Below are 19,383 nucleotides of genomic sequence, written 5' to 3' on the forward strand. Positions count from 1 at the left end.
AGACTGCCATGCCCTGGTACAAAGCCGGGACGGTTTCCGTCGCCCAGAATTCGAACACAGTAACAGGCACCAACACCTCATTCATCGCTAACAGCCGGGTAGGTGACGCATTTCGTGGTCCCGATGGTGCATGGTATGAAGTAACCAACATTGCCAGCGACACGGCGATGTCTATCTCTCCCAACTACCAAGGGGTCACCAACGCCGCCGGTGGTTATGCGCTTGCGCCGTTACAGGGCTACGTTAAGGAATCTGCTGACGCTCTGCGCTCTCTGGTCAACCAGTTCGGTGCCAAACTGGCAGCGCTTGGCACGACGGGCAACTTCGACATTTTGCCAGTCAACAAAGGCGGGACTGGGGCCTCAGATGGGCCCAATGCACTCTCAAGTCTCGGAGCACAGGCGAAGTCAAACAGCTTGTCGGCTTTGAGCTTTGCGGGATTTGCTGCCGATCAACTTCCCTATTTCACCAGTAACAGCACAGCAGGCATGGCCACGTTTACAGCATTTGGCCGATCTCTTGTGGACGATGCGACACCGGCAGCAGCAAGGTCAACGCTACAGCTCGGGGCAGCTGCGCTCGCCGCTGTCGTTGGCGCTGTCGGCCAGTCGGGAGGTGTTCCAACAGGAGCCATTATGGAATACGGCTCCAACGCTAACGGGAGTTATTTGAGGCTTGCTGACGGCACTCAAATCTGCTGGACCAGAAACTATACATTTGGTCCGGCCCCGGCGAACGCCAACCCAATTTCTCCGTGGACGCCCCCCCAGCCCTTCGCCGCAAACGTTTCTGCCGTATTCCCCATGTTGCAGTTTCCTCAGTCTAACGATGCTGCCGTCGTTCAGCGTTTAAGTGGATACCAAAACGGCGGGGCGAATATTTCAATACAAGGTAACTTCAATATTTCGCAGGCTTACACGCTTGCCATTTTTGCAATCGGACGGTGGTACTGATGCGAATTAAACTTTCCCCGCAGCGTCGAGATGACACTCTTATTGTAATTAAGCGAGACCTGGTATTGGAGATAAACGGCGAGGTGTTCGATTTTTCGCCGATGCAAGAAGGGTCAACTCTGCCATGCGCCGCGATAAACTCAGAGTGGTTTGCGGGCGATGTGGAAATGAATGGTGGTGAGCTAGTTGTTACCCTCATCCTGCCAAACCCTTTCAATTACAGCCAAGCCCAGGCTTTTCCGATTGATCTGGTAAACGTGCCGGACGGTTTGGTGATATTTCCCGGCCCCCTGAGTCCTGAAGAAACTGCTCTCAAGTTTCCTCCCCAATCGTCGGTGTCTGAAGAATCACCGGAGGAATTATGACCGGCAACATAGATTGGTCCAAGTTAATCACGAAAGAAATGAAAGCCACTCAGGCCACTATGGTAATTATCGCTGGGATTACTGCTGAGCAATCCCGGTTAAAAGCAGTCGCCGATCGGGTGATCCAGCCTTTGCAGGATGATCACGACACGGGCGACGCAACTGAGGAAGACGAGGCGCTGCTGATTGCATGGAAGCGCTACCGTTCGGCGCTGGCTAAAGTGCAACTGCCGTCCGATTACCCCGCTGCCGTCGCGTGGCCAGTGACCCCGACTTAAGTAATCCCCGGCTTTACCGCACCCCGCCATCGAGCGGGTATTTTTTTGCCTGGAGAAAAGCATGACCTTATCCGATAAAGACCGCGACATCCTCGCACGCACCCTGTGGGGCGAGGCTCGCGGAGAAGGTTTGGCAGGGCAGATCGCCGTGGCCTGGTCAATCCGTAACCGTGTAGAAATGGATTTGCACAACGACGGTAAACCGGACTGGTGGGGCGAGGGGTATTCCGGTGTGTGCCTGAAGCCGTGGCAGTTCAGCTGCTGGAACAAGAATGACCCGAACTTTCCATATCTTAGCGGCGCAAAAGTGATCCCAGCCGCCCAATTGATGCAGGCATTCAAAGCTGCTGATCTGGTGATGTCTGCTGCTGAGCCTGACCCAACTGGCGGCGCGACTCACTACTACGCAACCACGATGCCCAAGGCTCCGGCCTGGGCGGCGAAGGCCAAGCAGACGCTGAAGCTGGGTCATCACGTCTTCTTCAAGGATGTGCCATGACAGCATTCCTCAAGCTGGTGCCAGTTTGGGTATTGGTGGTCGTTGCGCTCATGGTTGCTCTGGCTGGCGGCTTGATCTACCAGACATTGGCGCTCAGTGACGTACGCACCGAATACGCCACGTACAAGTCCGGTATCGCCGAAGCCGCAGCCAAGGCGGAGGAATCTGCCAGGGCCACCGAGCAGCAACGCCAAAAAGCCATTGAGAAGGTCCGCGACGATGCCTACGCCCAGAAACAGATTGATGATGCTCTTGCTGCTCGCCAGCGCGCTGACAATGACAGCCTGCGCAAACAAACCGATAAGCTGCTTGCCGACCGCGCCGCCCTCAATTCCCGCCTTGCCGCAAGAGGCAAGACAATCGGAGATCTTACCGATCTGCTCGCCCAGTTGCGATCAGAAGCTGATGGAGCTGCGGGCGAACTGGCGTCAGCGCTTACAGGAAGTCGTCGGGCCGGATTCGCCTGTGAGCGAGCCTATCAATCCCTGATCGACAAGTAGTCACCCGTCGCAAACTCATCTATCCAGTATTGACCCTGCATCACCTCGACGATTAACTGTACGCACATACAGTATTCGGTCAGAGATATGCGCTACCTAATCGTCAGGCGTCGTCACCTCGGCGTGGCCATCGACAAAACCCAGCTTCGGAAGATTCAGCCGGTCCTTGGCGACATCCATATATCCGAGATGCCGAACGAAACGCTTGGCCGAACCACTATCAGTGCCTGGCTATTCAGCAGCGCGCCAAATGCGCCGGATATCCTGCCGCGGCTACTCGACGTGCAGGTCACGGGCATGTCCCACAACGGCATGAACCTGACCGGCGTCGAGCAGATCGGCGATGCGTTCTACGCGCAGTCGTGGTGGTGCAGGATTGAGTAGCCATATAAAGGAAGGGGCACTTGCTGAGTGGGAGAAGGGCATCAAGGATCAGATGTCGTTTCTCGCGGATCCTGACCAGCACCGGAAGAAGATGCTCGGGCTTGCGCATGAGGCGCTACGGGTGAGGGCGATCGACAGCGATCAGCTGTCCGACATGCTCGAACTGCTGGATGCTGCCAGGGTGTGGGCTGAGGTTGAACTGAGTGAGGCGGAAAGGATTGGGTTGTTCGTCGGCAGGACGCCGGAGGAGGGTGCGTGAGTTTTGCGTGACTTTATGTGACCCTATGGTGATCTATGGCTATTCGATTGCAGCGAGCGCCAGTTAAATCAGCAGTAAGCACAGGAATCGCTAGGGTTCTGCGTGCATGGGGTGCAAGGGGTCGAGTGTTCGAATCACTCCGTCCCGACCATTTATTCTGTAGACGGCTCAAACACTTACGGTGTTTGAGCCGTTTTCATTTCAAGACCCAGAATCAAAACATCAGTCCGAAATCTCCTTGATATCGAGGTCCGCGACCAGATGATATCGTTGTGATCCTTCTGGTAATTCCTCGTCATCCCCTCAGTTATGCCCCGCGATGTTCTACCCGTCTTTGCCCGCCCGCTAGTTCAAGTGGAGCGAAAGTGCGCCCACCTCATGAAAGCCAGGCTGCTCATTACTTTAGCAATCCATGAATGCGCCGCCCGCCAAGGCTGGATGTGACAGAGTGGCTATTTGGTTGTGGATGGGGTATTTGTTTCGCGCTGCAAGCCAACCGCCCATGGAGCGCAAAATGCCCGAGCTGAGCTGGACAATCATCTTCCCAATCGGCATGGGGCTAGGCTTGGCGTGGCTCGTTGATGTTTGCTTCCCTACTCCTATGCCGAGAGAGATCGGCATATTCGCTGCTGGTATCGGAGGGGGGCTCGGTGCAATGTTGGAGTGGGTAGTTGTAGGGCATTTTTAACGCGGCGACACGTCATCAGGTGGCTATCGTTGAAGTGGTATCACGAATACTGGCATGATCTCGGCACTAAAAAAGTGAGCACCGAAATTGTCTGAGACCGTTCCAGAGTTCGCGCTTGACAGGATTAGATTGAGGCCTGTCCGGCCAAGTGATCTGCCAGCGGTCTACGTTGGCTTATCGGATCCGTTAGTCATCGCGCACTACGGAGTTTCGTACTCCAGCATTGAAGCGACTGAAGCGCAAATGCAATGGTTTGAGAAAATCGTTGCCGAGCAAACGGGAGCCTGGTGGGCTATAGCAGACCTGAAAGACGACTCAATGATAGGTGCCTGCGGTTTTAATGATTGGAGCCAACACCATCGCCGTGTAGAGCTTGGCTATTGGCTCATGCCCACCTACTGGCGCCAAGGCCTATTGACCGACGCTCTGCCATCCGTTTTTCGTTATGCCTTTGAAGTTATGGGTGTTCATCGAATCCATGCTGATGTTGAACCGGCCAATGAAGCGAGTTGCGCCTTGCTTCGAAAGCTCGGATTTCACCACGACGGAACTCTTCGTGATGTCGAGCTTAAGGACGGCGAGTTCCTGAGCCTCCACCAATACAGTCTGCTGCGTACAGACCCGGTTGCCCGGATGTATCTTGATTAGCTGCATTGGAATAACTATTTTAGCAAGCCGTTTTAAAGCCAGTCGCGCTACAGGTCTAAGTTCAAGCCCACACCCAGAGGGCTCAGACATGATCGGCAAGCACGCAATTGAACTAAAGCAGATGCTGGTCGCTGTTTACGCAACAGCTGCGAGTATGGGTATCGATATAGACGAGCTGTCAGAGCAAGCGGCTGCTGACTTAGGTGAAGAGCAGGTGGGGTTGCTCGATCAGTTCAAGCCAAGTGCGGTGGACAAGAGTCGATACTGCTGCCACTTGGTGAAGGGGAATCTGGCTGAATTTTAGAAAGCGCGCCTGACTTCGGGCGGCCGCCCAGACCTTAGTCAGGTATCCCTGCGCATGTCGGTTCGAGCTCCGCTCATGCCGGGCAAATTGAATGGTGGAACCTTCCACTTTTTGAGGGGAAGCTTTTCGGCCACTACTAGGAATGAAAGCCACACCCAATTACCATCCTGCTTTTGCTCAAAGGAGTGAGAGATGTTCCCGAAGTACTTGCGCTGGCCATCTCTGGTTTGTGTCGTTGGAAACCTGTTCGTGATTCTGTTCACCGGCTTGCAGGTTTACAGCGGTACTGCGCCATCTTCTCAACTGATCATGCCTATTGTGATGATCGTGATTTTTGGCTGGATGTTCACGCAGTCGACAAACACTAAATAGGGCTTTCGGTCTCGCCCTTGTCATCCTGATCCGGGTTGTGCAAGACGCACCTGAAGCCGTGATCTACTCTTGGTGAAACTACCGGGTCAGCAGAGGACGCACCATGTATTCAAAAGCAGATATCCAGCGAGTGCTTGAAACGGCGTTTTTACCTTCGAAGTGCGAATGCGTTATTGGCGCAAACGATAGCTTCTCGGTGAAGCTCTTCAACCCCGAATCAGCCGATGTCGAGCTGTATATAGCAGCGATCCCTTTGTCTGAGCTTTCTACCAGCAGATCCATCGCCAGGTTGGTGCTCTCGCTGAAAGAGCAGAGAGACCTTATGGGTAAGATGGAGTTGTCCATGAAGCGACTGGGGTAGGGCAGATACGAAAAGTCTGCCGGTGAGCCAGTCAGTCCCTTGCAGCAATAGCTTGGGCCAGTTGAAGATCAGACATCTGGGGTTGGTTAGCAGTCGAGCGGTAGCGCTGAACAGCCTGCTCAAACTGCGCGCCACGGATATCGCCATCCGAGCCGATAAAAGCCAGAGCATCGTCACGAGCCGGCGTAAAAAAATGGCGATTTTTTTGGATGAAATCTCACTTCCCAAAACTGTTGCGTACGAACTTATGTAGACGTATTCAGCGGCTTCTACCTGTGCGCCGATCAAGGTTGCCAGAGCCATCACCACAGCCTTCCATGAGTTCATTCTTCAATACGTCCATTTCCTGTTTGGGGGGGCGGCACAATAGCATGGGCGAGTACCCGTCAGATACGAAAAGCATGGCACTTGGCCGGGCTCGTTTTACTGACAGTTTCCACTCTTTTTGGGCGACCCTTCCCCCCTGTCACCCACTACCTTTGGGGCACGCTGAGGCTACCGGCTCAGACAACCGACGGTAATAGGTTTGCCTTATCTACCGGTCGTTTACTGCGGATCGACTGAAGGCTCGCCAGATACTGATAAAAAGGAATGCACATGGAAGACAATGAATTTGCTCTGTTGCTTGAAAAGGCGATGCAGAACCTGATGACCAAGCAGGAGGCGCTCCAGCAGAAGTTTGGTCTCGGTGAAATGGCTCGTTGGTGGATGGATCAGACGACTGCCACCGTTCAGTTTTTCGACGAGAATGACAGGCTTGCTGTTGAAGCCAATATTCTTAATATCGGTTCTTTTGCACCCAAAAGCGATACTTGGAAATGGGCGTGGTGCAACCCGAGTGTTGAGCCTGAGCTTCGCGATAAAGCGCTTCCATTGAAAAATCTGCGCGACATCACCGGCATTGAACTGTTTGGTAGCGAGGAGGCATTTGCCGTCGAAGGTGAATCGATGGCTTGGGAGCTGGCAGCCATCGCGGTCCATTATTTGAATGCCGAGGGATGCTACCGGGCTCCAACAGGGGAGGAGGGGCCGAATGTCTACCTCGCGCTTACCAATGTTAAGCATGTAAGGCACGATTGAACTTGATTGGCTTAAGTAGAGCAAGCACGTTACGGCAACGGTAAGCCTCATGCAGCAGGTTTTCTATATCTATATAGACGGCAGAAGAGCTGCAACATGACTTGCCTTCAAACACTGCCTCTGAGCTAACAAGTACTGGTCGTTAATCGTGACCTTGCAGAACGTCTCGTGTGTAGCCTGCTGGTGTCACTTATTAACGATTCACATTGGTCACCACCTACCGGCAATCCGCCCTGGTTTCAAGCTGGCCGATCTGAAAATACACAGGCTATGGCCTCCAGCTCCATCACCGGAGCCATCGGAAATTTTCAATTTCCTGTTCCTCCATAAGTCGCCAAGGTCAGACCGTTAACATGCTGGCCTCGGCTCTACTGTAAAGTTAGCGATACACATTTATCAGAAGAGGCTGATTTTGAGGATATCTCGTTCTGTCTAGAGGATAAAAAAGACTAAGTCGCGTGTCTGCCGTCGGGTCTGGCTAGCAAGTAAGATAGAGATGGTGTTTCATGCGTTCGAATTTTCAGGATTGTCAGACAATGAAACTGGACGAGCAGTATTTCGAGGATTTCCGGTGCATCGCCTGCAACTGCAACCCTTTTGATCCAGGCGATGGCACTACCAGCGGCCTGTTCGGGATTGAGGATCTGGTGGGCGAGCAATGTGCAGGGTGCGGCCATTCAATGAGTCTTGATGACCTGGAGGCCATGACTCATGCGGCAGAACTTCACATGATCAGGTCGCTGTTCTCGCCAGGATGATGGATGCTTTGAAGGTCGCATTTTAAGACTTGTCTTAAATCCACAGCATCCCTCTCTCATTAAAGTACACGCGTTCCCCCGGCGGTCAGGGCAACTCAACTCAATCCGTAAAGCAGTCTGGGCCGTCGGGGGAGCCTCGATTTTTAGGTGTGTAAGTCTGTAGGATGCGCTAAAACGCCCATTCATCCGACGGCGATGGAAAACTCCATGCACGCATCCTCATTTGCTAACCAGACCACGCTCAATAGTCGACTCCAAAGCGGCGTAATCGAATTGCCTGTGCATTACATGCGCGGCGGTACTTCGACGGGTGTGGTGATCTGGGAGCCATTGTTACCCCGCGACGAAGGGCTGCGCGCAGAATTACTGCGTCACCTTATGGGCGTTCCCCAGTCTGGAAATCAGCCCGGTAATCGCCAGATCACTGGCCTGGGGCGGGGGCCTGCCACTAGTAATAAGGTATTCCTGGCAAGGGTCGAGCAAACATCGGCAGGTCCTCGGATCGTCAGTACGCTGGCGCAGTTGGCCAGCGATCACAGCGCCATCGACTGGAGTGTGAATTGCGGCAACATGTCGTCTGCCTTGCCGCTCTGGGCCATTGATAGCGGGCTGATAGAAGCGCCTGCCTGCGGCGTCATCGAGATTGAAATCAAAAACACCAATACTGGCGTGGTGACGCTTGCGCGGATGTATCGCGATGAACAGGGGCGTTTTATCAATGCTGAAATCCCGGGTGTCCAGGGGGCTTTCCCCAGTGTGGACCTGTTTCTCCAGTCTCCGGTGGGCAACAAGACCGGTGCGTTTTTGCCGACAGGCAATGTTCTGGATACTGTCGCCGGGCATGACGTTTCCTGTGTCGACGTGGCGGTGCCGATGGTGATTGCCGACGCGGCGGGGTTTGGCAAGACCGGTCATGAGCCTGTCTCGGAGCTTGAAGCTGACCCGATATTCATGGCACAGCTAAGACAAGTCTGGATTGAGGCGGGGCTCAAAATGAAACTTCGCCGTCGCGACGGTGAGCTCATGAGCCTTGTAGATCTTGAGCGAAGCGAGACCATACCCAAGGTGTGCATCGTTGGCGCTCCGCGTCATGGCGGCAACATCGCCGTGCGTTACTTCACGCCTCAGACGGGCCATGCGTCGATGGCGGTATCCGGTGGTTGCTGTCTAGCTGCGGCTTGCCTTCTTCCCGGGACAGTTGCCTACAAAGTCGCGGTAGGTATTGCTCAGCCAGGCGCTGAGTTTTCAGACATCGAAGTGAGCATCGAGAACCCGGCTGGCAAACTGGATACGACGGTCAGTACAAGAACCGAAGGTAGTCACATCGACGTCAAGGCCGCTGCATATCGCCGAAGTACGCAGGTCCTGATGCGCGGACATGTACCGTTGTATAGCGCGTCTGCCGGGTTGATTGAAGCATTGGGCGAGGACGCTCAAAGCCAGAGGCAGTAAATCGCAGGCAAAAGAAAAGCCCGCGATGGGGATCAACGGGCTTAAAGTCATGAAGGAGCTGGGATAAGAATACGAGGCAGGGCGTGAAAAAAGCGTGAACGTTTCGTACAGATTTTTTCACATTCGTGCGCGTTCAGGCGTCACCGACCCTGGCCGTAGATACCATTCAAAATCACCAACTCAAGCACCGCCACGATAATGCACAGACTCACGAACCCAGGGCTGAAGACACGCTTGCGGTTTGATGAGCCACCCCCAAGCCAGGATACATCCACGAAAAAGCTGACTATTATCAGGCAAGCCAGTAACGCCCGATTCCGGGTCTTTTTCGTAAATTCTCTGGGTTCCCATTGAGTCATCTATTCAATCCGTGCCGACCTTAATCCGGAGAAGATTCTACACCGTCGACAAAGCAGTATGAATTGGCTAATGCTCACAACGCTCATAGTTAAAATATTGTCATCGCGCGCAAGACCAATCGGTTAGCATCACGACAACCACAGGGAGTGTGACTCTCATATTGAACAGGACTACAAGATGTTCACCAAAGCCTTCGTTCCGCTGATGTTGATAGCGTCAATGAGTCAGGCCGCGCCGACCGTGAAGATTTTCAACTGGACGGATTATTTCGCACCGGACACGTTGAAAAACTTCCAGAAAGAAACCGGTATTGCCGCCACTTATGACACTTACGAGCGCAATGAGAAGCTGGACGAAATACTGAAGGCAGGACATTCCGGTTACGACATCGTGGTGCCGTCGAGTCATTTCCTGGGTCGGCAGATTCAGCGCGGCGATCTGCAGAAGCTGGATAAAAGCCAATTGCCCAACTGGAAAAACCTCAATCCGGTTCTGCTGCAAGCCCTGGCAGGCGTTGATCCAGGTAACGCTTATGCCTTCCCCTATTTGTGGGGCACCACGGGAATTGGCTATAACGCCGCTCAGGTCGAAGCGGTGTTGGGCAAAGACATGCCGTTGAACTCCTGGGACTTGATCTTCAAACCCGAGAATATGAAGAAGCTGGCTCAATGCGGTGTTGCATTCGTCGACAGTGCGGCCAGTGTGTTGCCGATTGCGCTCAACTATCTGGGACAAGCACCCGACAGTGCAAACGCTGCGGATTACCCGAAAGCCAAAGCAGCGTTGCTCGCGATCCGGCCCTATGTGCGCTATTTCAACTCCACTGATTACATTACGGATCTGGCCAGCGGCAAGATTTGCGTCGCAGTGGGGTATTCCGGAGACATCATGCTGGCGCAGCAACAGGCGCAAGAGGCAGGTAAAGGCGTTGGCATCCACTATGTGCTTCCCAAGGAAGGTTCACCGATGTGGTTTGACATGATGGCCATCCCTGCAGACGCACCGAACCAGAAAGCTGCCTATGCCTTCATGAATTACATACTCGACCCAAAGGTGATCAGCGGCATTTCCAATTATTTGCATTACGCGAATGGCAATGAAAAGTCCGAGGCTCTGGTCGAAGCCTCCGTGCACAATGACATCGCCATCTATCCCGACGCAGATACCCTCAGCACCTTGTTCGCTTTGCAGGCGATACCTCCAGATATCGAAGCGCTAAGGGTGAGCGTTTGGGCGGAAGTTAAAGCCGGTCAGTGATCGACACGATCAGTGGCGACTCTGCCGCACCTGCTGGATCAACCAGTCTCGAAAAAGCAGCCCATGCTGTTTCTGGGATTTACGCTCGGGGCTGACCACCCAATACGATTCCCCCGAGCGTACCGGGTCGCCAAACGGCATGTGAAGTTCGCCGGATTGCAATTCCCGTTCTACGTAGTGAATGGGCACCACCGCAAGCCCCAGGCCACTGACGGCTGCGCTGATGAGCATTTCGCTCTGAGAAAACCTGACACCCTGAATCAATCCCGTGCCTACACATCCTGACGCTCGTAGCCATTGCAGCCAAAGGCTGGGGCGACTTGCGTTTTGCAGCGTTGGCAGCCTGGAAAAGTCCAGTTGATCATGCTGCTCACCCAGGGCCATCAACTTTGGCGACGCCACGACCACCAGTTCTTCAGCAAACAACTCCAGCGCCCTGGCTTCCTTCCACGCTCCGGTGCCGCGCATGATCGCAATATCGAAACGGCACGTCTTGAAGTCCACATCGGCTTCTATCGGGTTGACCTCGACGGGGATTTCCGGTGCCTGGCGAACGAAGTTTTCCAGTCGTGGCGCGAGCCAGCGGGACACAAAGGTGGGATTCGCGCCGATCATCAACGAGGCATCGGCTTTGCGGCCACGTACCAGGTCGATGGAGACTTCTTCGAGTCGGTTAAGCATGGGCACCACGTCCTGAACGTACTTGCTGCCCGCGTCGGTGAGTATCAGCCGGGAGCCCGAGCGCTCGAAAAGCCGCATCCCTAGAAACTGCTCCAGGTTGGTGATCTGCCGACTGATCCCGCTTTGCGTCACGAACAGATCTTCAGCCGCACGGGTGAAGTTCAAGTGCCGTGCCGAGGCCTCGAACGCCTGAAGCGCAGAAAGCGAAGGTAGAAATCGGCGCATGGCATTGATCCTGAGTGAGCGTGCCATGATTTTTAGTCATGGCGGCCCCATTTTTCAAGGCTTCAGTTGTAAAAAGCTTTGTGTCATCAATATGTCGTACAACTCTGTGCCAGGTTTGGACGCCCAGTCACAGGCCATACCCGGAACCTTGCTCGCGTGGAAGTAATATCGCGCATGGATACAGAATGACTACGCAGCACTGAGCAGAAGTCATCTGCCAAGAATAAGTCGAACAGCGCCGAGAACCATTCCAATGCGCCGTCAAATCGACATTTGCTTCACCTGTCTTTTTTCGACTGCCAGTCAGATTTTCGCGAGATGATGAGTTCACAACATCACAAATGGCCCAGAAAAAGGAACGCTTTGCATGATTACGCGCAGAAGATTTACCAAACTTTTCGGGGCGACCGTCATTAGCGCGTCGACGGGGCTCGTTTCACTGGGTGCCAAAGCAGACAGCTCACTTGAGCGCGTGAAATCCTCAGGCGTCTTGCGTATCGGCTCCATTGCCGATGGCGCGCCTTACTACCAGAAGAGCCTGACCGGCGGCCCATGGCGCGGCTTCTACATCGACATCTGTCAAAAGCTTGCGGATGATCTGGGTGTGAAACTTTCGATTCTGGAAACCACCTGGGGCAACTCGGTGCTGGATCTGCAGGCCAGCAAGATTGATGTGTTCTTCGGGTTGAACCCCACGCCAGAGCGACAAAAAGTCATCGACTTTTCCGGTCCGGTATTCAAGAACTCGTTCACATTCATTGCCAAAAAGTCAGTCACGGCCAAGACCTGGGATGACTTCAATACCGCCGATATGCGCATCAGCGTCGATGCAGGTTCCTCCCACGACAGTGCAGTGACCCGACTCGCGCCGAACGCTACGGTGTCCCGCCTCAAAACCGCCAGTGATGCCACGGCAGCGCTGCAATCCGGGCGTGTGGATGCTCAGTGTCTGGTGATGGTTCTGGCGCTCGCGTTACGGGCCAAGAACCCTGCGATTGGCCAACTGATTGTGCCAACGCCCATTAACTCCACCACTTCCAATGCCGGCTTCCGCCGTGAGGAAGACACCTCGTGGCGTGACTTCGTTGATGCCTGGATCACCGAGCATCGTGCCAACGGTTTCATCAAGGACGCAATCATGCGCAATATGGAACTGGTCAACGTCACCCAGAAAGACTTCCCGGAAGGCTTCGAAATCTGACCTCCTTCATTGCTGATGGGCAGCTTTCAAACCTGTGTAATTGATGTGTTAGGTGACGTGGGGTTTTGACATGTACGAGTGGGATTTTTCCGCACTCTGGGAATATCGCTGGCTGCTGCTTGAAGGCCTTGGCCTGACAGTGTCGTTTACCGCCGCCATCGTTGTGGGCGGACTGTTTATTGGACTGCTGGCGGCGATGGGGCTGCTGTCTCGTTTTGCGCTGGTGCGGGCTGTTGCACTGATGTTCACAGAGGTCTTTCGCTGCACGCCGGTGCTGGTGCAACTGATCTGGTTCTATTACGCGCTGCCGATCCTGGCGGGTGTCGAGATGACGCCGATCACCGCTTCGCTGCTGGCGTTGTCCTGTTATGGCGGTGCGTTCTACGCCGAAATCATTCGTGGCGGTATTGTTTCCATCGAGGCAGGGCAGCGTGAGGCGGGTGGTGCATTGGGCATGACGCCGATGCTGACCATGCGGCGGATCATTCTGCCCCAGGCGATCAGGCGCATGGTGCCTGCGCTGATGAACCAGTCAATCATGCAATTCAAAAATACCTCGCTGGTGTCGGTGCTGGCCGTACCCGACCTGGTTTATCAGGGGCAGATGATTGCCCACGACAGTTTTCGCCCGCTTGAGACGTATTCGGCGGTGGCCGTGGCTTACTTTGTGATCCTGTTTCCGCTCACCCTGATCGTGCGCTATCGCGAGAAGAAACATGGAGCCATTCAATGATGTCCGCGAAGCCGAAGATCGAAATCACCGCGCTGCGCAAGAGTTTCGGTGCGCTGGAGGTGTTGAAGAACATCAACTTCAAGGTTGAGGAGGGCGGTGTCGTCTCGCTGATAGGCCCTTCCGGTTCGGGCAAGTCGACGCTCCTTCGCTCCATCAATCTGCTGGTTGAGCCTGACGCGGGTGAAATCCGCGTGGGGGATACCACCTTCCTGTTCGGTCAGGGACGCCGCCCGCCCGGGACGAAAGAGCTTGCGGCTTTTCGGGCTAGAACCGGGATGGTCTTCCAGAACTTCAACCTCTTTCCGCACATGAGCGTGCTGGAAAACGTGATGGAAGCGCCGGTCCATGTGCGTCGGCTGAGCAAGAGCGTGGCCCGGGAACTGGCCATGGCGCAGCTGGAGAAAGTCGGCCTGGCTGAACGTGCTCAGCAAATGCCCAAAACGCTCTCTGGCGGCCAGATGCAGCGCGTGGCCATTGCCCGTGCGCTGGCGATGGAGCCCGAAGTGATGCTGTTTGATGAAGCCACTTCGGCGTTGGACCCCGAGTTGGTAGGCGAGGTACTGAGCACTATTAAACAGCTGGCGGCGGATGGCATGACCATGGTGATCGTCACTCACGAGATCGCCTTTGCCCGTGAAGTGGCTGACAGAGTGGTGTTCATGCGTGACGGCTACGTAGTGGAGGAAGGGCCTGCGCGCGAGACCATCGACAACCCGCGTGAAGACGCGACGCGTAACTTCCTCAACCATTTCCATAAAGGTAGCGGCGCCCGTTGAACCGGGCCTGACCGATTTCAACAGACATTAATCGTGCCCGGTCTCTGATTGTTCAGGCTGCGCGGCGGGCGGAGGAATCATGACCATGACAAACGAAAGCATTCAACGACTTCGGGTCTTCTTGATTGAAAGTCCGATCAAAATGGCGCGGCTTCAAGGCGTGGGCAATGTCAAAGGCAGCGTGAAACGGGTGCTGGTGGAGCTGACCTCGACTTCTGGCATTGTCGGCTGGGGAGAGGCTACGCCCTGGGAGGTGTTTACCGGTACCGCCGAAGGCGCGTTCGCCGCCATCGACACCTATCTTCGGCCGCTGGTGATTGGCGCAAATATCCGCTCGATCAGGGCCACCACCCTGGCAATGGATACTGCGCTGGTGGGCCACGGCGAAGCCAAACTCGCCATTGAAACCGCGATGTTCGACATCCTCGGCAAATCCTGCGGGTTGTCCATTGCTGACCTTTTGGGCGGCAGGGTGCGTGACAGCATTCCCCTGTCGTTCTCGATTGCCGACCCTGACTTTGATGCCGACATGGAACGCATGCGGGCTATGGTTCCGGCAGGCAATCGCATCTTCAAGGTCAAGACCGGGGTCAAATCCCACGCTGAAGACATGGCTCATCTGGACGCCATGCGCAGCGAATTCGGCAATTCGATCGATCTGCGCCTCGACTATAACCAGGCGCTGGCACCCTTTGGCGCGATCAGCATCCTGCGTGACGTTGACCAGTTCCGCCCCACATTCATCGAGCAACCAGTTCCTCGTAACTGCCTGGCGGCCATGGCGTCTTTTGCCGACGCACTGGATACGCCGATTCTCGCTGACGAGAGCTGCTTTGACGCCCGCGACCTGATGGAAATTATTCGTCTTGGTGCGGCGGACGCGATTTCGGTGAAGCTGATGAAAGCCGGGGGCATTCTCAAGGCACAAGGGATCATGGCCATCGCCGACACCGTGCATATCCCGGCCTATGGCGGCACCTTGTGGGAGGGCGGGATTGCGCTGGCCGCAGGCACTCAGTTCATTGCGGCGACGCCAGGCATGTCGCTGGGCTGCGAGTTCTACATGCCGCACCACGTACTGACCGAGGACGTACTGGAAGAACGCATTCCCAATCGTGATGGGGCCGTGATTGTTCCGACCGGGCCGGGGTTGGGCATTTCCGTCACTGAAGCATCGCTGCGCGGCAATGCGCGCATTCTGGCTGAACGATGAGTAGCGTATCCCGTATGAACCAGGACACCGCAACAACGCCCCGGCACATCGTCGTGATTGGCGGCGGCATTGTCGGTGCGTGTACCGCACTGGCGTTGCTGAAGGATGGCTATCGCGTGACGATTCTGGAGCCCAATGATCCCGGTGGCGAGCACGCTGCGAGTTACGGCAATGGTGCATTTATCAGCCCGGCGTCGATCATTCCGATGTCGATGCCTGGGCTCTGGAAAAAAGTCCCCGGTTTTCTGCTCGATCCTCTGGGACCGTTCACGATTCGCTGGCAGTACCTGTTGAAGCTCGCGCCGTGGTTGATCCGCTTCGTCAAGGCGGGCGCAACGCCTGCCAAGGCCGCCCGAACAGCCGGTATCCTTTCTACGTTGTTGTCTGATGCGCCCGCGCGACATCGGGCACTGGCCACGGCGTGCGGCGTGCCGGATCTCATTCGGCAGGACGGTTTGCTCTACGTTTATCCGGATCGCGATGCCTTCGCCCAGGAAGCTTTTTCGTGGCAGCTAAGGCGCGACAATGGCATCCAGTGGTGGGAACTGGACGCCGACGCCCTGCATGAATTCGAGCCTGCCCTGAGTCGCCGTTATACCTTCGGCGTGTTGCTTGAAAGTGGCGGGCATTGCCTTGATCCGGGGGCATATGTGCGCGGTCTGGTTAACAGCTTCACCGCGCTGGGCGGCGAGCTGATTCAGGCGCGGGCCGAGGGGTTCAACATCAGCAACGCTCGCCTGCAAAGCGTGCGGACCGACAAGGGCGCCGTCATCTGCGATGGCGCTGTCATCACCGCAGGCATTCACTCCAAAGTGCTCGCGAAAAGCGTAGGCGACCGGGTTTCTCTGGAAAGCGAGCGCGGCTACCACGTGCAAGTCGCTCAGCCTGCCAGTGGCCCGCGCATCCCGGTAATGCCGTCTGACGGGAAGATGGCCAACACCATGACTCGCAGTGGATTGCGTGCTTCAGGTCAGGTGGAGTTGGCGGGGGTTGGATACCCGCCTGACTGGAAGCGCGCAGAGATCTTGCTGCATCACTTGCTGAAGACCTATCCCGGGCTCGGTGATGACCCCACGCAACTGAAGATTTCCCGCTGGCAGGGCAATCGTCCTTCAACGCCGGATGGGCTTCCTGTCATCGCTAAGGCAAAGGCGACACCAGACGTCGTGCATGCTTTCGGCCATGGGCATGTCGGCCTGGCTTCGGCGCCTATGACGGCTGAAATCGTTGCCAGTCTGTTTGCCGGTAAGCCTACGCCCATCGACATCACGCCTTTCTCGGCCTCGCGCTTCTGATTCGAGGATTACGCGGATGTCGCTGGAGGGAAACGGCATAAGCTTATGTTTATACGTTTCTTCAATAGTTTTCGTAAATTATTATAATTAAATGGAATTTAAAAAGCGTCGCTTATGGTTTCTGGAATGAGCGGCGCATCCTCGAAAGGCGAAGGATTCCATGACCCTACGAAAACTTATCCTCGCAGCAGGCTTGATGCTTGCCGCGGTTACGGCGCACGCCGAACAGACCATCAATATCGGCTACCAACGTTCGTCCACGTTGTGGATCCTGCTCAAGGAAAATGGCCAATTGGAGCAGCGCCTCAAGCCGCTGGGTTTCAACGTCAACTGGCATGAATTCAGCAGTGGATTGCTCAGTGCGTTGAACGCGGGTGCGGTGGATTTGCACGCCGATGTGGCTGACGCCTTTGCCCTGTTTACCCAGGCAGCCGATGCGCCATTGACCTACTACGCACGCGAAGCGGCGTCGCCGAGTGCTCAGGCGATCATCGTCGCGAAGGATTCGCCGATCAAAAGTGTGGCAGACCTCAAGGGTAAAACCGTATCGGTGTCCAAGGGCTCGGGTAGTCACTTCCTGCTGATCGCTGCGCTGAAACAGGCTGGCCTGACCCTCAACGACATCACGCCGCGCTATCTGGAAGCGCCGGATGGTGTCGCCGCGTTTGCCAGTGGCAAGGTCGATGCCTGGGCGATCTGGGACCCGTTCCTAGCGACCCAGCAACGCGAGCATCAGGTGCGCATCATCACCGACGGCAGTCAGGGACTGGCCAATTACAACCGCTTCTATCTCGCCAATACCAGTTTTGCCAAGGCTCACCCCGAAGTCTTGCAGGTGGTCATCGACACCCTGCGCGAGTCTGGCAAATGGGTTAAATCTCATCCGCAGGACGCGGCAAAAATCCTTGCGCCGGTATGGGGCAACATCCCTGTTGAAACCGTGGAACTGGCCAACAGTCGACGCAGCTACGACATTGTCCCCGTCAAGCTGGATGAGCTGGCCGAGCAACAGCGCATTGCCGACACCTATTACGGCGCAAAGCTGATCCCCAAGCCGCTGAAGATTTCCGGCATCACTGTCTGGGCGCCTGAAGGCAAATAACCTCAGGCTTGACCCCTTCGACTGGAGTTGCACATGAGCCGTCAAATTCACCTGTCCGCGTTTCTGCTGACCGGGCCGGTCATCCACAGTCATGCCGTCTGGCGCCATCCGGAGACGGTCGGTAACTACCTCGATCCTGAGTATTACGCCCGTACAGCGCGAGTCGTGGAGGAGGGCTTGTTCGATTTTCTGTTTTTCGCTGACCGCCTCGCGGTCGGCGATCAAATGGGCGGTTCCCGGGACGTGGCGTTGCGCTATGGCGCTCAGGACGCCACGCGCCTGGACCCGTTGCCGATCCTTTCTTATCTGGTCGGTCAGACCCGCAAACTGGGGCTGGGCGCAACACGTTCGACCACCTATTACGAGCCCGCTCATATCGCCCGAGAGTTCGCGACGCTTGATCACCTGTCCAAAGGTCGCGCCGCCTGGAATATCGTGACCTCGATGAATGACAGCGAAGGGCGTTTGTTCGGCAAGGACAAACACCTGGAGCACGACCTGCGTTACGACCGTGCCGATGAATTTGTCGAAGTGGCGCTCAAGCTCTGGCGCAGTTGGGAGCGTGACGCGCTGAAGCTGGACCGTGAAACCGGCGTGCTGGCTGATCCATCCAGGATTCATCCGGTGCAGCATCATGGCGACTGGTTCAAGGTCGAGGGACCGTTGAACATTCCTCGCTCCCCGCAGGGCAGGCCGGTGCTGATCCAGGCCGGTTCTTCGGGGCGTGGTCGTCGTTTTGGTGCGCGCTGGGCCGAAGCGATTTTCACCATCCATCCCCACCTGAAAGCCATGCAGGCGTTTCGTGAGGACGTGCGGGCGCAAGTGGTGCAACAAGGACGCTCGGCAGATAGTTGCAAGGTGCTGACGGCAGTGATGCCGTTCATTGGTGGCAGCGAAGCCGAGGCAAGAGCCAGGCGCGACAAACACAATGCATTGGCTCGCCCTGAACTGGGCCTGGTGACGCTGGCCTCGCAACTGAATGTGGACCTGTCGCCATTCCCGCTGTCAGCGACGCTGGCAGACATTGCCCGGTCGCCACTGATTCATCCGGCAGCTGCGGAGAAACTGCTGATGCAGGGCGCGGATACGACGCTGGAAGAGCTGGGACGGATCTTCGCCAGCAGCGTCCGCGTCCCGCAACTGGTGGGCACTGGCGCGCAGATCGCGGATCAACTGGCGGATATTTTCCTGGCGGGTGGGAGCGACGGATTTGTCATTTCCCCTGCTTATCTGCCGGGCTCGTTCAGCGAGTTTGTTGAAAGCGTGATCCCGCATCTGCAGCGCAAAGGGTTGTTCCGGACGGCATATGAAGGTTCGACGTTGAGGGAGCATTTTGGGCTTGGGGAGTTGCCCGACGGTTGAGCGATGCTTTGATGCGAAAATTGATCTGTAGGACAGGCCGCGCTTCGCTTTGTCCGGGAAGAGGCCGGTATAGGCACAATATTTTTCATGGTCAGAAATACCGCCTTCCCGGCTGAAGCCGGTCCCACGTCAGTGTGCGGGCACCCCTGGAATCTCCCCGGTGTTCACGTCGTGGGACCGGCTTTAGCCGGGAAGAGGCCGGTATGGACACCATGTTTTTCACGGTCAGAAATACCGCCTTCCCGGCTGAAGCCGGTCCCACGAGCGCTCGTCAACC

The 19,383-nt window shown here is 55.8% G+C and carries 22 protein-coding genes and 2 pseudogenes; 22 read left to right on the plus strand and 2 right to left on the minus strand.

Features of this window, described 5'->3' with window-relative positions; genetic code table 11:
• Positions 1-8: 8 nt before the first annotated feature.
• The 11 genes and pseudogenes from H8S59_RS27130 to H8S59_RS01120 form a co-directional block, all read left to right on the plus strand.
• Positions 9-440 (plus strand): annotated as a pseudogene (locus tag H8S59_RS27130) (tail fiber domain-containing protein); the annotation flags it as partial.
• 512 nt (positions 441-952) lie between these two features.
• Entirely contained in the window at positions 953-1,318 is a 366-nt protein-coding gene (locus H8S59_RS01075) for a hypothetical protein (protein ID WP_187520162.1), read from the plus strand.
• Entirely contained in the window at positions 1,315-1,596 is a 282-nt protein-coding gene (locus H8S59_RS01080; RefSeq protein ID WP_187520163.1) for a tail fiber assembly protein, read from the plus strand. Before H8S59_RS01075 ends, H8S59_RS01080 begins: the two co-directional genes overlap by 4 nt.
• A 61-nt stretch (positions 1,597-1,657) precedes the next feature.
• The gene (locus H8S59_RS01085) at positions 1,658-2,095 is read left to right on the plus strand and encodes a cell wall hydrolase (RefSeq protein ID WP_187520164.1); all 438 of its coding nucleotides are present in this window, start codon (positions 1,658-1,660) and stop codon (positions 2,093-2,095) included.
• Positions 2,092-2,595 carry a DUF2514 family protein gene (locus H8S59_RS01090; protein ID WP_187520165.1) on the plus strand — a complete coding sequence of 168 codons (504 nt, stop codon included), beginning with the start codon at positions 2,092-2,094 and terminating at the stop codon, positions 2,593-2,595. Before H8S59_RS01085 ends, H8S59_RS01090 begins: the two co-directional genes overlap by 4 nt.
• A gap of 87 nt (positions 2,596-2,682) precedes the next feature.
• Complete coding sequence (locus tag H8S59_RS01095; RefSeq protein ID WP_187520166.1) at positions 2,683-2,979, plus strand: hypothetical protein; 297 nt, start codon at positions 2,683-2,685, stop codon at positions 2,977-2,979.
• On the plus strand, positions 2,972-3,238 hold the full coding sequence (locus tag H8S59_RS01100) for a hypothetical protein (RefSeq protein ID WP_246474978.1): 267 nt from the start codon (positions 2,972-2,974) through the stop codon (positions 3,236-3,238). The genes H8S59_RS01095 and H8S59_RS01100 overlap by 8 nt, the downstream gene beginning before the upstream one ends.
• An 817-nt stretch (positions 3,239-4,055) precedes the next feature.
• Positions 4,056-4,574 (plus strand): GNAT family N-acetyltransferase, encoded by a 519-nt coding sequence (locus H8S59_RS01105; protein WP_246474987.1) that lies wholly within the window; start codon positions 4,056-4,058, stop codon positions 4,572-4,574.
• Between the two features lie 88 nt (positions 4,575-4,662).
• Positions 4,663-4,878, plus strand: coding sequence for a hypothetical protein (locus tag H8S59_RS01110; RefSeq protein ID WP_095095815.1), 216 nt, complete (start codon positions 4,663-4,665; stop codon positions 4,876-4,878).
• A 192-nt stretch (positions 4,879-5,070) separates the two neighbouring features.
• Positions 5,071-5,250 (plus strand): hypothetical protein, encoded by a 180-nt coding sequence (locus tag H8S59_RS01115; protein ID WP_095095817.1) that lies wholly within the window; start codon positions 5,071-5,073, stop codon positions 5,248-5,250.
• 103 nt (positions 5,251-5,353) lie between these two features.
• Positions 5,354-5,611 carry a DUF1652 domain-containing protein gene (locus H8S59_RS01120; protein WP_187520169.1) on the plus strand — a complete coding sequence of 86 codons (258 nt, stop codon included), beginning with the start codon at positions 5,354-5,356 and terminating at the stop codon, positions 5,609-5,611.
• Positions 5,612-5,642: 31 nt separating this feature from the next.
• Here the strand turns inward: H8S59_RS01120 and H8S59_RS26875 are convergent.
• Positions 5,643-5,938: pseudogene (locus H8S59_RS26875) on the minus strand (DUF2388 domain-containing protein).
• Between the two features lie 270 nt (positions 5,939-6,208).
• Here H8S59_RS26875 and H8S59_RS01130 point away from each other — a divergent pair.
• The 4 genes from H8S59_RS01130 to H8S59_RS01145 all read left to right on the plus strand — a co-directional run bounded on the left by H8S59_RS01130 (position 6,209) and on the right by H8S59_RS01145 (position 10,518).
• On the plus strand, positions 6,209-6,691 hold the full coding sequence (locus H8S59_RS01130; protein ID WP_187520170.1) for a DUF6882 domain-containing protein: 483 nt from the start codon (positions 6,209-6,211) through the stop codon (positions 6,689-6,691).
• Positions 6,692-7,227: 536 nt separating this feature from the next.
• Complete coding sequence (locus H8S59_RS01135; RefSeq protein WP_095095829.1) at positions 7,228-7,449, plus strand: hypothetical protein; 222 nt, start codon at positions 7,228-7,230, stop codon at positions 7,447-7,449.
• A 207-nt stretch (positions 7,450-7,656) separates the two neighbouring features.
• On the plus strand, positions 7,657-8,901 hold the full coding sequence (locus H8S59_RS01140; protein WP_187520171.1) for a PrpF domain-containing protein: 1,245 nt from the start codon (positions 7,657-7,659) through the stop codon (positions 8,899-8,901).
• Between the two features lie 537 nt (positions 8,902-9,438).
• The gene (locus H8S59_RS01145; protein ID WP_095095838.1) at positions 9,439-10,518 is read left to right on the plus strand and encodes a polyamine ABC transporter substrate-binding protein; all 1,080 of its coding nucleotides are present in this window, start codon (positions 9,439-9,441) and stop codon (positions 10,516-10,518) included.
• A 9-nt stretch (positions 10,519-10,527) separates the two neighbouring features.
• On the opposite strand, the gene H8S59_RS01150 is transcribed toward H8S59_RS01145, so the two are convergent.
• On the minus strand, positions 10,528-11,424 hold the full coding sequence (locus H8S59_RS01150; protein ID WP_095095841.1) for a LysR substrate-binding domain-containing protein: 897 nt from the start codon (positions 11,422-11,424) through the stop codon (positions 10,528-10,530).
• Between the two features lie 367 nt (positions 11,425-11,791).
• On the opposite strand from H8S59_RS01150, the gene H8S59_RS01155 reads away from it, so the two are divergent.
• The 7 genes from H8S59_RS01155 (at position 11,792) to H8S59_RS01185 (ending at position 19,106) form a co-directional block, all read left to right on the plus strand.
• Positions 11,792-12,625, plus strand: coding sequence for a transporter substrate-binding domain-containing protein (locus H8S59_RS01155; RefSeq protein ID WP_187520172.1), 834 nt, complete (start codon positions 11,792-11,794; stop codon positions 12,623-12,625).
• A 70-nt stretch (positions 12,626-12,695) separates the two neighbouring features.
• Entirely contained in the window at positions 12,696-13,358 is a 663-nt protein-coding gene (locus tag H8S59_RS01160) for an amino acid ABC transporter permease (RefSeq protein ID WP_187520173.1), read from the plus strand.
• Positions 13,358-14,134: an amino acid ABC transporter ATP-binding protein gene (locus tag H8S59_RS01165; RefSeq protein ID WP_187520184.1), complete on the plus strand. Its 777-nt coding sequence runs from the start codon at positions 13,358-13,360 to the stop codon at positions 14,132-14,134. The genes H8S59_RS01160 and H8S59_RS01165 overlap by 1 nt, the downstream gene beginning before the upstream one ends.
• A gap of 79 nt (positions 14,135-14,213) precedes the next feature.
• Positions 14,214-15,347 carry an enolase C-terminal domain-like protein gene (locus tag H8S59_RS01170; protein ID WP_214658152.1) on the plus strand — a complete coding sequence of 378 codons (1,134 nt, stop codon included), beginning with the start codon at positions 14,214-14,216 and terminating at the stop codon, positions 15,345-15,347.
• Positions 15,344-16,642, plus strand: a complete 1,299-nt coding sequence (locus tag H8S59_RS01175; protein WP_214658153.1) for an NAD(P)/FAD-dependent oxidoreductase — start codon at positions 15,344-15,346, stop codon at positions 16,640-16,642. Before H8S59_RS01170 ends, H8S59_RS01175 begins: the two co-directional genes overlap by 4 nt.
• A 160-nt stretch (positions 16,643-16,802) precedes the next feature.
• Positions 16,803-17,744, plus strand: a complete 942-nt coding sequence (locus H8S59_RS01180; protein WP_187520174.1) for an aliphatic sulfonate ABC transporter substrate-binding protein — start codon at positions 16,803-16,805, stop codon at positions 17,742-17,744.
• Positions 17,745-17,777: 33 nt separating this feature from the next.
• Positions 17,778-19,106 carry an LLM class flavin-dependent oxidoreductase gene (locus H8S59_RS01185; protein WP_187520175.1) on the plus strand — a complete coding sequence of 443 codons (1,329 nt, stop codon included), beginning with the start codon at positions 17,778-17,780 and terminating at the stop codon, positions 19,104-19,106.
• The last annotated feature ends 277 nt before the right edge of the window (positions 19,107-19,383 follow it).

Source organism: Pseudomonas folii (assembly GCF_014357575.1).
Taxonomy (GTDB): Bacteria; Pseudomonadota; Gammaproteobacteria; order Pseudomonadales; family Pseudomonadaceae; genus Aquipseudomonas; species Aquipseudomonas folii.

Bases quoted from the DNA above. Each gene is read 5' to 3' on its own strand.
- H8S59_RS01160 (WP_187520173.1), top strand. From the start codon at position 12,696: ATGTACGAGTGGGATTTTTCCGCACTCTGGGAATATCGCTGGCTGCTG.
- H8S59_RS01115 (WP_095095817.1), top strand. From the start codon at position 5,071: ATGTTCCCGAAGTACTTGCGCTGGCCATCTCTGGTTTGTGTCGTTGGA.
- H8S59_RS01170 (WP_214658152.1), top strand. From the start codon at position 14,214: ATGACCATGACAAACGAAAGCATTCAACGACTTCGGGTCTTCTTGATT.
- H8S59_RS01180 (WP_187520174.1), top strand. From the start codon at position 16,803: ATGACCCTACGAAAACTTATCCTCGCAGCAGGCTTGATGCTTGCCGCG.
- H8S59_RS01185 (WP_187520175.1), top strand. From the start codon at position 17,778: ATGAGCCGTCAAATTCACCTGTCCGCGTTTCTGCTGACCGGGCCGGTC.
- H8S59_RS01090 (WP_187520165.1), top strand. From the start codon at position 2,092: ATGACAGCATTCCTCAAGCTGGTGCCAGTTTGGGTATTGGTGGTCGTT.
- H8S59_RS01085 (WP_187520164.1), top strand. From the start codon at position 1,658: ATGACCTTATCCGATAAAGACCGCGACATCCTCGCACGCACCCTGTGG.
- H8S59_RS01130 (WP_187520170.1), top strand. From the start codon at position 6,209: ATGGAAGACAATGAATTTGCTCTGTTGCTTGAAAAGGCGATGCAGAAC.
- H8S59_RS01075 (WP_187520162.1), top strand. From the start codon at position 953: ATGCGAATTAAACTTTCCCCGCAGCGTCGAGATGACACTCTTATTGTA.
- H8S59_RS01145 (WP_095095838.1), top strand. From the start codon at position 9,439: ATGTTCACCAAAGCCTTCGTTCCGCTGATGTTGATAGCGTCAATGAGT.
- H8S59_RS01135 (WP_095095829.1), top strand. From the start codon at position 7,228: ATGAAACTGGACGAGCAGTATTTCGAGGATTTCCGGTGCATCGCCTGC.
- H8S59_RS01140 (WP_187520171.1), top strand. From the start codon at position 7,657: ATGCACGCATCCTCATTTGCTAACCAGACCACGCTCAATAGTCGACTC.
- H8S59_RS01165 (WP_187520184.1), top strand. From the start codon at position 13,358: ATGTCCGCGAAGCCGAAGATCGAAATCACCGCGCTGCGCAAGAGTTTC.
- H8S59_RS01155 (WP_187520172.1), top strand. From the start codon at position 11,792: ATGATTACGCGCAGAAGATTTACCAAACTTTTCGGGGCGACCGTCATT.
- H8S59_RS01095 (WP_187520166.1), top strand. From the start codon at position 2,683: ATGCGCTACCTAATCGTCAGGCGTCGTCACCTCGGCGTGGCCATCGAC.
- H8S59_RS01080 (WP_187520163.1), top strand. From the start codon at position 1,315: ATGACCGGCAACATAGATTGGTCCAAGTTAATCACGAAAGAAATGAAA.
- H8S59_RS01120 (WP_187520169.1), top strand. From the start codon at position 5,354: ATGTATTCAAAAGCAGATATCCAGCGAGTGCTTGAAACGGCGTTTTTA.
- H8S59_RS01175 (WP_214658153.1), top strand. From the start codon at position 15,344: ATGAGTAGCGTATCCCGTATGAACCAGGACACCGCAACAACGCCCCGG.
- H8S59_RS01110 (WP_095095815.1), top strand. From the start codon at position 4,663: ATGATCGGCAAGCACGCAATTGAACTAAAGCAGATGCTGGTCGCTGTT.
- H8S59_RS01150 (WP_095095841.1), bottom strand. From the start codon at position 11,424: ATGCGCCGATTTCTACCTTCGCTTTCTGCGCTTCAGGCGTTCGAGGCC.